Raw genomic sequence first — 12,095 nt, 5'->3', positions numbered from 1 at the left:
GTTTCTACAACGTTGGAGAGGCGTGTGTAAAGAACCCCGGCACCGTTCGGCGCGGCCCGAACCGTGGCCGTGCCAGCATGGGCGGATGACCATCCGCGCCGACGGCCGAGGGCTGGCCGGGTTCGCCGCGCTGCTCGCCGACCCGACCCGGGCCGGCTTCTGCCTCACCCTGCTCGACGGACGCGCCTGGACCGCCGGTGAGCTGGCCCGCGCCGCCGGGGTCACCGCGTCCACCGCCAGCGACCACCTCACCCGGCTGGTGGCGGGCGGCCTGCTGGTCGAACAGCGGCAGGGCCGCCACCGCTACGTCCGCCTCGCCGGCCCGGCCGTCGCCCAGCTCGTCGAGGACCTGGCCGCGCGGGCGCCCGCCCCGGACACCCCGCCCCGCACGTTGCGCGCCGCGTCGGCCACCACCGCCCTGGCGTACGCCCGGACCTGCTACGACCACCTGGCCGGGCGGCTCGGCGTGCTGCTGCACGACGCCCTGCTCACCCGCGGCGTGCTCGACCGTTCCGGCGGCCTGGCGCTGACCGGCGCCGGAGTGTCCTGGCTGGCCGGCCTGGGCGTACCCGTGGAACCGCTGCGCGCCGCCCGGCGACCCCTCGTACGCGACTGCCTGGACTGGACCGAGCGGCGCCCGCACCTGGCCGGGGCGCTCGGGGCGGCCCTGTGCGGGCGCTTCTTCGACCTCGGCTGGACGACGCGTGGCGCCGGGCGGGCGGTGCGGCCCACCGCGGCCGGGCGGGACGCGCTGGCCGAGGCGCTCGCGCTCGACCCGGCGCTGCTGGCCCCGCCCGCCTCCCGGGACACCGGCCCGGCGCGCGCCTGAGGGCCGCGCGGATAGTTCGGCCGGGACCGAACCGTTCGCGCCATACGGTCGGGCGATGCGACTACCGACGATCACTGCTGCTCCGGGCACCCCGCCCTGCGGACCACCGGCTCCCGGCGACGACGGCTGGGTGGTCACCCGGTACGCGGACGTCGTCGCCGCCCTGACCGACAGCCGCTGCGTGGTGCCGGCGGCGCCGGCCGGAGCGGCGGGCACGTTGGCATGGCTGCGCGGAACGGTGAGCCGGTTCAGCCCACCGGACGAGCACGCCGCGCGCCGCGCCCTCGGGACGGCCGCGCTCGACGCCCTCGACCCGTCGGACCTGAGCCTCGCCGCCGCGCGGCTGACCGGGCAGATCCTCGACGGCATGGCACGCGAGGACGTCGTGGACGTGACGGGCGAGCTGGCTCGACGCGTACCCGTCGAGGTGCTGGCGCAGCGGCTCGGCCTGGCCGATCCGGCGGCGGCCGTCGCGGAGGTGTCCGCGGTGGCCGCCGCCTACCATCCGGGCGCGGGCCCGGCGGCGGTCTCGCGGGCGGACCGGGCGGTGGCGGCGCTGCTGGCGATGTCCCCGCCGGCTCCGGCCGAGACGACAGCGAACCTCCTCGGGCTGCTGGTGCAGGCCGCCGACGCCACCGCCGGGCTGATCGGCGCGGCCGTCCGGCACGGGCTCGGCGCGCCGGACGAACTCGGCACTGCCGCGTTGCTCGCCGAGGTGCTGCGCCTCGATCCACCGGTACGGGTCACCCGCCGGGTCACCACGGACGCGCTGAGTCTCGGCGGCCAGGCGGTACGGGCAGGGGAGCGGCTGCTGCTCCGGTTCGACGCCGCCAACCGCGACCCGGCCGTCTTCCCGGAGCCCGGCCGGTTCCGCGCCGATCCGACGGGCGCGGCGCTGACCTTCGGCACCGGTCCCCGCGCCTGCCCCGGGCAGCGGCACGCGCTCGCCCTGGCCGCCGGTGTGGTCGGCGTGCTGCGCCGACGCTGCGGCGCGACCGGACCGCTCCCGACCGGCCGGCTGGAGGTGACCCTGCGATGACCGACAGGTACCGCGCGTTCCGTGACCTGCACCGGCCCGGCGACCCGCTGCTGCTACCGAACGCCTGGGACCACGCGTCCGCCGCGGCGCTCGCCGCCCGGGGATTCCCGGCGATCGGCACGACGAGCCTGGGCGTCGCGGCGGCCGCCGGCCGGCCCGACGCGGTCCGCGCGACCCGGGCCGAGACGCTGGAGCTGGCGTACCGGCTGCGGCGCCTGCCGGCGCTGCTCACCGTCGACATCGAGGACGGCTTCCACGACGACCCGGCCGAGGTGGCGCGTTACGTCGGCGAGCTGGCCGCCCTCGGCGTGGTCGGTGTGAACCTGGAGGACGGCCGCCCGGACGGGCGCCTGGCCCCGGCTGAGCACGTCGCCGCCACGATCGCGGCGGTCCGCGCGGCCGTCCCGGGGATCTTCGTCAACGCCCGCACCGACGCCTGGTGGCTGAACGTGCCGTCGCCGCTGGACGAGGCGCGGCGGCGGGCGGCGGCGTTCCGTGCGGCCGGCGCGGACGGCCTGTTCGTGCCCGGCGTACCAGACGACCTGGTGGGCGTCCTGGCGGCCGAGGCGGGGTTGCCGGTGAACGTGCTGTACCGGCCGGGCGGCCCGGATCCGGCCGCCCTGGGCCGGCTCGGCGCGGCCCGGGTGAGCACCGGCTCGCTGCTGTTCCGGGCGGCCCTCGGCGCGGCGCTGCACCTCGCGGACGCGATCGCCGCCGGGCGCGACGCGGGACTGCCGGCGCCGCCCGGATACGACGAGGTGCAGGAACGGACACGGCGGTTCGCCACCTGATCGGGCGCCTTCGGCAGAAATGGGAGATTCTCTCCCCCTTCGGTAATTACGGTGTGCGCAGATCACGTCACGCCGTGTCCCGACCGAGAGGGGACGGAGACCATGCGAGTGCCCAGCCGCAGCCCCGGTCGCCAGCCCGGTCCCGCCGCCACGTCCACCGCTCCCGCCCGCCGGGTGCCCGCCGCCGGCCGGCGCGGCGACGCCGTACCGGACCTGTCCGCGTACCGGGCGGCGGTGGCGGACCTCCTGGTCGAGGTGGGCGCGCTCGCCGACGCGCCGTCGGCCACCGCGCGCCAGGTGCTCCTCGACCAGCGGCTGCGCGAGCCCGCCATCGCCGCCGTCCTCGACGCCACACCCCAGGGGCTGATCGGGGCCCGCGAGACGCTGCTCCTCGAAATGGCCCGCTACCAGCCCAACGCGCGCAGCTCGGCGCAGGACCTCACCGCGCTGGTACGGATCTACCTGCTGTCCCGCGTCGACGTGCTCTGGTGGCGGGACGCCCCGACGTTCCTCACCGACGACCAGGTCCGCACCAGCGCCGAACTGGTCGACCTGGAGTGGCTGCGCCGGCGCGGGCTGATCGAGTTCCGCTATCAGGAGCAGGCCGCCACGGTCGTGGGGCGGGGCCTGCGCGCGGTGCGGCGGCGGCTGCTACCGGACGCCACCCCGCGAACCGCCGGTCTGCTGTTCCGCCGGGCCCGCCGCGAGATGATCGCGTTCCTCAACGACCTGGCCCGGGAGTTCGCGGCCGTCGCACCGGACGGCACGCCGCCGCTCTGGGTGACCAGCCTGGCCCGCAGCGCCGAGCACCAGTACCGGCTGCGCCGCCTGGGGTACGCCGCGATGGTGCCCAGCGGGCACTGCCTCGGCTGGGCCGCCGACGTCGAACTGGAGTGGTACGAGCGCTTCGACGCCCGTTCGGCCCTCGCCGGACTGCTGCTGGCCCGCCAGGACGCCGGCGAGGTGAACGTGGTCGACGAGGGACAGGCCTGGCACGTGTGTCTCGCCCCGGACGCCCGCCGCCGCTACCGGCGGGCGTACGAGGCCGAGATGGGGGTGTGAGCCGGTGTGCGGCATCGCGCTGAGCATCGGCCCCGAGGCCGACCCGGCCACCTTCCGCCGGATGCTCGCCGCGCTCGCGCCGCGCGGTGAGGTCACCGAGACCCGCCAGGAGAACGGCCTGCTGGCCGGCGTACGGCGCCTGAAGATCGTGGACCGGGAGCGGTCCGTCCAGCCGTGGATGTCGCCGGACGAGCGGCACCTGCTCTGCTTCAACGGCGAGATCTTCAACCACCACGAGCTGCGTGCCGAGCTGACCCGGCTCGGTCACGAGTTCCGCACCACCGGCGACACCGAGGTGGTGCTGACCGCATTCCGCCAGTGGGGCGAGAACGCGGTACGCCGGCTGCGCGGGGAGTACGCGTTCGTGATCGTCGAGCGGGACAGCGGGCGGGCGTACCTGGCCCGGGACCCGCTCGGGGTCAAGCCCCTGTACTGGTCCCGCCTGCCCGGCTGCCTGCACCTCGCCTCCGAGGTCAAGGCGCTGGTCGGGCACGGCGCGCCGATCAGCGAGGTGGCGCCCGGGCATCACGGCTGGGTCGAACCCGGCGGGCCGGTCCGGCCGCGTCCGCACGTCGACCTGCTGACCCTCGGCGACGGCCTGCCGGTGATCGACGACCCGGACGAGGCGGCCCTGCTGGTCCGCGTCGCGCTCACCGACGCGATGCGGGCCCGGCTGGACACCGACCTCACCGTCGGTGTGGTGCTCTCCGGCGGCCTGGACAGCTCGCTGGCGCTGCTGCACGCCCGGGAACTGCACCCGGACTGCGTGGCGGTCACCGTCGGCGTGCCGGAGAGCCCGGACGTCGCGTACGCCCGGCGGCTCGCCGCCGACCTCGGGGTGCCGCACGAGGTGATCGAGCTGCGCCCGCGCGACATCCGGCTGGCCGACGTACGCGAGGCGATCCGGGTCTCCGAGCTGACCGAGTACGGCGACATCATCAACGCCGTCGTCTCGGTGCCGATCTTCCGGCGGCTGCGCGAGCTGGGCGTACGGGTGGTGCTCACCGGCGACGGCTCCGACGAGCTGTTCGGCGGATATCCGATGTACCACCAGGTCGGACCGGAGCGGTCCCGCCGGCTGTTCCTGCACAAGATCCGCAACCTGTGCCGGACCGAGCTGCAACGGGTGGACCGGGCCAGCATGGCGCACGGCGTGGAGGCGCGGGTGCCGTTCCTCGACCTCAGCGTCGTCGAGCTGGCCATGCGGCTGCCGCTGGACCTCAAGCTGCGCGACGGGCAGGAGAAGTGGATCGTCCGGCAGGCCTTCGCCGATCTGCTGCCCGGCTACGTCCGGCAGCGGCCGAAGAACCCGATGTCGTACTCGTCGGGCCTGCACGAGCGGACCCGCCTCTACAAGCCACTGTTCGCCCGGCTGCACCGCTCCTTCGGCTACGACCTGCTGGAACCGGTCCGGCGGGACTTCGACAGCGTGCTCACCCGGTGCGGCAACGACCTCGACCGGGCCATCGCCGAGGGCATGGCCCGGCCCGACTACACGGTGCTGGAACACGCCCGGGACCTGGTCGGCGCGGCCCGGTGGAACGCCGCGCCGATGGTCCGGCGGCTGGTCAACCCGCGCCGTACCCGAGGCGACGAGGCGCCCCTGCCCGGGTGAGCCCGGGTCAGCGCCGCAGGTCCACGTCGGCGGTCACGCCGGAGACCGGGTCGGCGCAGTGGACCGTCGGCCCCGGACGCAACCGGGTGTCCGAGGCGTACCGCCGGGTCAGCTCCCGCTCGGCGGCGGCGTCGCCGCGGTCGGCGGCCACCAGCAGCGTGGCGACCTCATCGACGAGCGGAAGATCGGCGGCGGTCAGGTCCTCGGTCATCGCCCCGAACTCGTCCCAGAGCAGCACCTCGTCCTTGTGCCGGTGGGCCAGCTCCAGCAGCACGTAGTCGTGGATGAGCCAGTCGCCCCGGATCGGCAGCGACGGGTCCACGCCGTAGGTGTCCGGGTCGATCCGGCCCGCCCGGTACGCCAGCCACACCCGGGCCGCCGACTCGAAGTGCCCCGCCTCCGGGTCGATGTCGTAGCCGTCGAACGGCTGGTCGCCGGCCGGGTCCAGCTCCGGGTCGGACCAGACCCAGCGCTCGCCGTTCCACCACTCGGCGAGCACGTGGTCGTGGTGCCAGCCGGGCTCGAAGTAGCTCACGAAGCCGACCCGGCTGCGGGCCGGGATGCCGTGCTGGCGCAGCGCCGCGACCGTGAGCAGCGTGTGGTCCCGGCAGCAGCCGGCGACCCGCTCGGCGGCCGGGCGCTCGGCGGTCAGCGGCAGCGGGAACCGGGACTGGTCGGCGTCGAGGATGCGGTCCATCCAGCGCAGGTTCACCTCGGCCTGGCGGACGTCCGGCAGCTCCACGCCGCCGGCGCGGTAGTGGATGATCACGTTGCGGGCGGTCGCCGCGACTGTCGGCAGGTCGGCCGGTACGGCGTCGAGCAGCGCCGCGTGTTGTCGGGGATCGCTGTAGGGGGAGTGGGCGCGGTAGTCGTCGACGTCCATCCGGCCATTGTCGGCGCGGGAGGCGGCCGACGGGTGCCCGTTCCGCGCTCAATCTCACGACACCCGAATGCCAGGTCCGATCACCGCCAGCGCCGTGGTCCGGGCCGCGCCAGGCTGGGACCGTGACGACCACCCGCACCGCATTCCGGATCCGCCCGCTGCCCGCCGGCACACTCGCCGAGCTGCGCCGTACCGGCCGCGACGCCACCGGGCAGCCGCCCGAGCACCGGCGCGCCACCGGCGGCGAGCCGCTGCGCTGCTGCCTGCGCGACGCCCGGCCCGACGAGGCGCTGCTGCTGTTCGGCTACGCCCCGCCGCTGCCGCCGAGCCCGTACCGCGAGGTGGGGCCGGTGTTCGCGCACGCCGCCGGCTGCGCCGGCCCGGACGACGTGACGGCGTACCCGTCCCCGTGGCGCGGACGGGAGCAGGTGCTGCGCGCGTACGACAGCCGGGGCCGCATCGTGGGCGGACGGCGACACGACGGCGGCGACCCGGAGGCGGTGATCGCGGAGCTGTTCGCCGACCCGGCGGTGGACCTGCTGCACAGCCGCAACGTCGTGTACGGCTGCTGGATGTTCGCTGTCGTGCGGAGCTGACCGGGTCCCGGATGGACATCGGCGGACGCCTCTTCTAGCGTCGCTGTCATGCGGAGGACCCTCATCGCCGGCGGGCTCGCGTTGCTCCTGCTCGGCACGGCCTGCGGGGAGAGCCGCCGGTCCGACCCGCCGGCCGCGGCCGGCTCGCCGACCGCCTCGCGGCAGGACCCGGGGCAGGTCGAGCGGACGCTGGCCAGCCTCCGCAAGGTCGACGACCTGCCGATGTACGAGATGACGTACGACGGCGACTACGACCCGACCGCCGGGCTGGCCGGGTCGACGCCGCCGAGCCCGTTCGGCTGCTCGCTGTTCGCCGCGCTCGGCGACCGGGAGCGGCCGGTGTTCGCCCGCAACTTCGACTGGGAGCCGAACCCCGCGCTGGTGCTGCGCACCGACCCGCCGGACGGGTACGCCTCGATCTCGCTGGTCGACATCTCCTACCTGGGCGTGGCCGCCGACCCGACCGGGGACCGGCGGCTGCTCGACGCGCCGCTGCTGCCGTTCGACGGCATGAACGAGCGGGGTCTCGCGGTCGGGCTGGCCGCCGACGACGGGGCGCGCGCCGAGCCGGTGCCCGGCCTGCCGAAGGTGGGATCGGTGCGCATCCTGCGCCTGGTGCTCGACTCGGCCGCCACAGTGGACGAGGCGGTCGCCGTGTTCAAGCGCTACAACCTGGACTTCGACGGCGGGCCGCCGCTGCACTACCTGCTGGCCGACGCGACAGGCGCGTCCGCGGTGGTGGAGTTCGTCGACGGGAAGATGACAGTGGACCGGCGCAGCGGCCCGTGGCAGGCGCTGACGAACGTGCCGGCCGTCGGGGTGCCGGACCGGGAACTGCGCCAGGACCGCCGGTACGGGGTGCTGGCGAAGGAACTGGACCGGACCGGTGGGGTGGTCGACGCGCCCGGGGCGCTGCGGCTGCTGAACGCGGTACGCCAGTCGCACACCCGCTGGTCGGTCACGTACGGGCTGCGCAGCGGCGAGGTGCGGGTGGTCACGGCCGGTGGCGGCACGCGCGACTACCGCCTGCCGATGAGCTGATCCGGGCCGGGTGGACCGCTCCGGCCGAGGTCGTCGCCGCTGATCACGAGGCAGCCCAGCAGGTCGGCGAGCACGGTCCGCTGAACCGGTGTAAGGGTGTTCACGAAGACGGCCGCGTCGACGCCGGCCTCCCGGCACACCTCGGCGATCTCGCGGACCCTGCCGTGCGTCAGCAGCGTCCGGCGGGAGAACGGCTGGGACATCCGGGTAGCTCCGCCGGGACGCGCGTGCCACCGGTCGGAGACGCCTCGACGTTGCGCGAACCGGCCCACCACCCGGGCGCCGCGCTCCTCGGCCACGACGGCGAGCCGGTCGAGGCGGGCCTCGTAGTCCTTGTCCCTGGCCGGGAAGAGCCCGACGAGCACGACGTCGGCGCCGTCGAGCGGGTCGCTCACGTACCGCTTCACGCAGACAGGATGGCCCGCGGCGGCCGGTGCGGCCAGGGGTTTCCGGGCCGCCGCACGCGCCGGGCCCGGCGTCCCCGCGAGGGGAGCGCCGGGCCCGGGACGGTCAGCGGGTCACCAGCTCAGGTAGCCCGCCTGGGTCTGCACGTTCAGCTCGGGCACCAGCAGGAACTGCGCCAGCCAGGTCCGCGGGTCACGCAGCTCCAGCACGTCCAGTCCCTTCTGGATGTCGCTGGAGTAGATGTGGCCGTTGTACCAGTACGCCGACCAGGACCCGCCGGTACGCAGCTGCGAGGCGTCCAGCGGACCGCGCTCCCAGTAGGCGATCTCGGTCGGCTTGCGGGAGTCGGTGAAGTCCCACACCGAGATGCCGCCCTGGTACCACGCCTGCACCATGATGTCGCGGCCGGGCACCGGGATCAGCGAGCCGTTGTGGGCCACGCAGTTCTCCGTGTCGGTGTTGGCGCGCGGGATCTTGTAGTAGCTGCGGAACTCCAGCTTGCGGGCGTCGCCGCGGCCGGTGATGTCGTAGATGGCGTCCGCGCCGCGCTTCGGGCCGACCACCTCGTTGCAGGTGGCCGCGCCGCCGCCGCCCAGCTCGTCGGTGAAGACGACCTTGGTGCCGGAGTTGTTGAACGTGGCCGAGTGCCAGAAAGCGAAGTTCTCGGCGTCGGTCACCCGCTCGATCACCCGGGGCGCCTCACGGTTCTTGATGTCCAGCAGGATGCCGTCACCCATGCACGCGCCGGCGGCCAGGTCCTTCGCCGGGTACGCGGTGATGTCGTGGCAGCCGGTGGTGGCCGACGTCTGGCCCGGGATGCCCGGGTAGCCGCCGTCCGGGAACAGGTTCGGCGTGGCGACCACCGAGGCCGTGGTGGGGCTCTTCACCGGCACCTTGACGATGGAGATGGAGTCGTGCGGCGGCTGGCAGTCCGGGAACTCGGCCCGCGGGCTGTACGACGAGACGTACAGGTAGACGTTGCGCTTGTCCTTGCCGGGCACGAGTGTGTGGGTGTGCGAGCCGCACGCCGTCTCGACCGACTTGATGTAGCGCGGGTTGCGCTTGTCGCGGATGTCGAAGATCTTGATGCCCTCCCAGGACTCCTTCACCGACGCCGGCTGGCTGGTGCTGGCGCAGGAGTCGTCACTGCGGGAGGAGTCGGTGGACAGGAAGAGCAGGTCGCCGTGAACGGAGATGTCGTTCTGCGAGCCGGGGCAGAGCACCTGCGACACGATCGTCGGGCGGCTCGGCCGCAGGATGTCGTAGATGACGAACCCGTCGTAGTTGCCGACGAACGCGTACCGCCCCTGGAAGGCGATGTCGGTGCCGAGCGCGGCGGTGGTGTCGAACGGCGCCTGCTTCGGCAGGTTGGCCACCTGCCGCAGGTTGGGGCTGCTGGAGATCTCGTCGACACCGGGGACGGCGCTGTCCACGGTGGCCGGCGCGGCCTGGGGGCCGGGGATCTCCTGGGCGCTGCTCGGCGGCGCGGCGACCACGCCGGCGAGCAGCAGGCCGGCGGCGGCGAGACTGATGATGCGGGTGCGGGACGTGCGGAGGCTGATCACCGGCAACACCCTTCGAAAGGGGATGATGATTCGCCAAACCTTACCTATTGGAGACCGTCATCAATGTGACCCCGGTCACACTGGGGAACTTTTATCTATGTATAGGATCGCCTTCACCTTGACCGGAGGAGGCGTCGTATGACCAGCCGGCAAGCGCGCGTGTGGGTGGGCGTCACAGCGCTCGTCATGCTCGTGGTGATCGGCGGGCTGGCGCTCGCCGGGCGCGACGACACCCGGCCCGAGGCGGCGGCGGGGAACGCCGCGACGGGCGCGCCGAGCCCGAGCGCCACCACCTCGGCGCCGCCGCTGCTGGTCCCCGGCCGTCCGGGGGAGTCGGCCGCCACCCGCGCGCCCGATCAGGTGCGGGGAGCGTCGACACCCCGGTGGAACAGCCTCGACGTCTGGTACGTCCGGATGATGATCCCACACCACGAGCAGGCCCTGGAGATGGCGACGCTCGCCCCCGACCGCGCTGCCGATCCCCGCATCCGCGCCGTGGCCGAGCGGATCCGCGCCGCCCAGGGGCCGGAGGTCGGCCTGCTGCGTGCCTGGCTCAGCACCCGCGACCTGCCCGCCGACGTGCCGGGCCACGACCACGGCAGCATGCGCGGGATGCAGTCCGCCGAGGCGATACGGCAGCTCGCGGACGCGAAGGGCGCGGCGTTCGACCGGATGTTCGTGCGGATGATGACCGACCACCACCAGGGCGCGATCGTGATGTCCACCGACCTGCTGAAGGTCGGCGCCGACCAGGCCATGCAGGAGTTCGCCACCGGGGTGGCCGTCGAGCAGTCCGCCGAGATCACCCGCATGCGAGCCCTGCTGACCCCCTGACCCCCTGACAGTGATGATGTGGGAGCGGGTCACCCGGCCGGTCTGACTCACCCTCTGACTGACCTTGGGTGTCTTCTAGGGGATTCGTCGGCTTGTCCGGGTGACCCGTTCCTGCACTCACCTGCTGGGCGTTCGTGACCTGATAGGAGCCTGTGCAAGAGGTCCCGTCACTGTCCTGTCCGCCCGTCCCGGCGGTGCGTGCCGACCCTGTTCGGTGCAAGCGAAAGGGACGACGGTTTCAGCATGGCAGCCAAGAAGCGTCAGGTCACAGGCGGCGTCGACACTCACGGCAAAACTCATCACGCCGCCGCCATCGATGGTGCCGGCCGGGTACTGGGCGACCAGGAATTTCCCGCTTCGGCGTCGGGCTACCGGCAACTCCTGGCCTGGCTACGCCGGTTCGGTCAGGTGATCAAGGTCGGGGTGGAGGGCACCGGCACCTACGGCGCGGGCTTGGCCCGCCATCTCACCGCGCAGAGCGTCACGGTGGTCGAGGTCGACCGCCCGGACCGGCGCGCCCGCCGCGCCAAGGGCAAGTCCGATCCTCTCGACGCGCTTGCCGCGGCCAGGGCGGCCCTGTCCGGACAGGCCAGCGGCACCCCGAAGACCCGCACTGGCCCGGTCGAGGCCATCCGCGCTCTGCGGGTGGCCCGCCGCGGCGCGATGAAGGCCCGCACCGCCGCGCTCAACCAGCTCCACGGTCTGCTCGCCTCCGCGCCGGAGTCTCTGCGCCACGACCTCAGCCACCCGCAAGCACCACTGGTCGACCGGTGCGCCGCGCTAATCGTCGACGAGACCCGACTCACCGATCCCGTCGAGGCCACCAAAGCCGCCCTGGCCGCCATCGCCGCCCGGATCCAGGCCCTGACCGCCGAGATCACCCACGCCGACCGGCGACTACGACCCGCCGTCGCCCGCACCGCCCCACACCTGAACGCCGTCCACGGCGTCGGCACCGACGTCGCCGGTCAACTCCTGACCACCGCCGGCGACAACCCCGACCGGCTGCGCTCCGAAGCCGCCCTGGCCCACCTCTGCGGCGCCGCACCCATCCCCGCCAGCTCAGGACGCACCGACCGACACCGCCTCAACCGAGGCGGCGACAGAGCCGCCAACTCAGCCCTGCACACCATCGCCCTGGTCCGCATGCGCCACGACCCCCGCACCCGCGCCTACGTCGACAAACGCACCAAACAAGGACTCAACAAGAAAGAAATCATGCGCTGCCTCAAGCGCTACATCGTCCGCGAGATCCACACCGCCCTCCTCGCCGACTTCACCACCCTCAACACCGCTTGACTTCTATAGGAGCATCCCCCGACACCCCGCCCGTCCGGGGTGATCATGAGGTTGGCGGCGACAAATCGGACGGCGACGTCCGTCAACCTCATGATCACCGGGGCGTTCGCGGTCGGCCTGGTGGCGGTGGCGGTGT

At 73.8% G+C, this 12,095-nt stretch carries 12 protein-coding genes; 9 read left to right on the top strand and 3 right to left on the bottom strand.

Annotated features, from left to right (window positions below):
* Positions 1–85 precede the first annotated feature (85 nt).
* The 5 genes from MicB006_RS12385 to MicB006_RS12365 all read left to right on the top strand — a co-directional run bounded on the left by MicB006_RS12385 (position 86) and on the right by MicB006_RS12365 (position 5,336).
* Entirely contained in the window at positions 86–829 is a 744-nt protein-coding gene (locus MicB006_RS12385; RefSeq protein ID WP_116506129.1) for a helix-turn-helix transcriptional regulator, read from the top strand.
* Between the two features lie 55 nt (positions 830–884).
* The gene (locus MicB006_RS12380) at positions 885–1,868 is read left to right on the top strand and encodes a cytochrome P450 (RefSeq protein ID WP_225980715.1); all 984 of its coding nucleotides are present in this window, start codon (positions 885–887) and stop codon (positions 1,866–1,868) included.
* Positions 1,865–2,659, top strand: a complete 795-nt coding sequence (locus MicB006_RS12375) for an isocitrate lyase/phosphoenolpyruvate mutase family protein (RefSeq protein WP_116506125.1) — start codon at positions 1,865–1,867, stop codon at positions 2,657–2,659. The genes MicB006_RS12380 and MicB006_RS12375 overlap by 4 nt, the downstream gene beginning before the upstream one ends.
* A gap of 102 nt (positions 2,660–2,761) precedes the next feature.
* Positions 2,762–3,721, top strand: a complete 960-nt coding sequence (locus MicB006_RS12370) for a hypothetical protein (RefSeq protein ID WP_116506123.1) — start codon at positions 2,762–2,764, stop codon at positions 3,719–3,721.
* A 4-nt stretch (positions 3,722–3,725) separates the two neighbouring features.
* On the top strand, positions 3,726–5,336 hold the full coding sequence (locus MicB006_RS12365; RefSeq protein WP_116506121.1) for an asparagine synthetase B: 1,611 nt from the start codon (positions 3,726–3,728) through the stop codon (positions 5,334–5,336).
* A 7-nt stretch (positions 5,337–5,343) separates the two neighbouring features.
* On the opposite strand, the gene MicB006_RS12360 is transcribed toward MicB006_RS12365, so the two are convergent.
* On the bottom strand, positions 5,344–6,219 hold the full coding sequence (locus MicB006_RS12360; RefSeq protein ID WP_116506119.1) for a transglutaminase domain-containing protein: 876 nt from the start codon (positions 6,217–6,219) through the stop codon (positions 5,344–5,346).
* A 122-nt stretch (positions 6,220–6,341) separates the two neighbouring features.
* On the opposite strand from MicB006_RS12360, the gene MicB006_RS12355 reads away from it, so the two are divergent.
* Both MicB006_RS12355 and MicB006_RS12350 read left to right on the top strand, forming a co-directional pair.
* Positions 6,342–6,815 carry a DUF1203 domain-containing protein gene (locus tag MicB006_RS12355; RefSeq protein ID WP_073828496.1) on the top strand — a complete coding sequence of 158 codons (474 nt, stop codon included), beginning with the start codon at positions 6,342–6,344 and terminating at the stop codon, positions 6,813–6,815.
* Positions 6,816–6,863: 48 nt separating this feature from the next.
* Positions 6,864–7,856 (top strand): carcinine hydrolase/isopenicillin-N N-acyltransferase family protein, encoded by a 993-nt coding sequence (locus tag MicB006_RS12350; protein ID WP_116506118.1) that lies wholly within the window; start codon positions 6,864–6,866, stop codon positions 7,854–7,856.
* Here the strand turns inward: MicB006_RS12350 and MicB006_RS12345 are convergent.
* Together MicB006_RS12345 and MicB006_RS12340 are read right to left on the bottom strand one after the other, a co-directional pair.
* Entirely contained in the window at positions 7,835–8,263 is a 429-nt protein-coding gene (locus MicB006_RS12345) for a hypothetical protein (protein ID WP_225980714.1), read from the bottom strand. The two genes, MicB006_RS12350 and MicB006_RS12345, sit on opposite strands and share 22 nt — an antisense overlap.
* Positions 8,264–8,374: 111 nt before the next feature.
* Positions 8,375–9,826: an LVIVD repeat-containing protein gene (locus tag MicB006_RS12340; RefSeq protein WP_116511384.1), complete on the bottom strand. Its 1,452-nt coding sequence runs from the start codon at positions 9,824–9,826 to the stop codon at positions 8,375–8,377.
* Between the two features lie 138 nt (positions 9,827–9,964).
* Here MicB006_RS12340 and MicB006_RS12335 point away from each other — a divergent pair, with 138 nt between their 5' ends.
* Together MicB006_RS12335 and MicB006_RS12330 are read left to right on the top strand one after the other, a co-directional pair.
* Positions 9,965–10,660, top strand: coding sequence for a DUF305 domain-containing protein (locus MicB006_RS12335; protein WP_116506116.1), 696 nt, complete (start codon positions 9,965–9,967; stop codon positions 10,658–10,660).
* A gap of 243 nt (positions 10,661–10,903) precedes the next feature.
* Complete coding sequence (locus MicB006_RS12330) at positions 10,904–11,959, top strand: IS110 family transposase (RefSeq protein WP_116505163.1); 1,056 nt, start codon at positions 10,904–10,906, stop codon at positions 11,957–11,959.
* Positions 11,960–12,095 lie beyond the last annotated feature (136 nt).

Origin of the sequence: Micromonospora sp. B006, from assembly GCF_003408515.1 — a bacterium.
In the GTDB taxonomy this organism is placed as follows: Bacteria; Actinomycetota; Actinomycetes; order Mycobacteriales; family Micromonosporaceae; genus Micromonospora; species Micromonospora echinospora_A.
The sequence above is the reverse complement of the archived record's forward strand: the minus strand, read 5'-3'. Positions and strand labels throughout refer to the sequence as shown.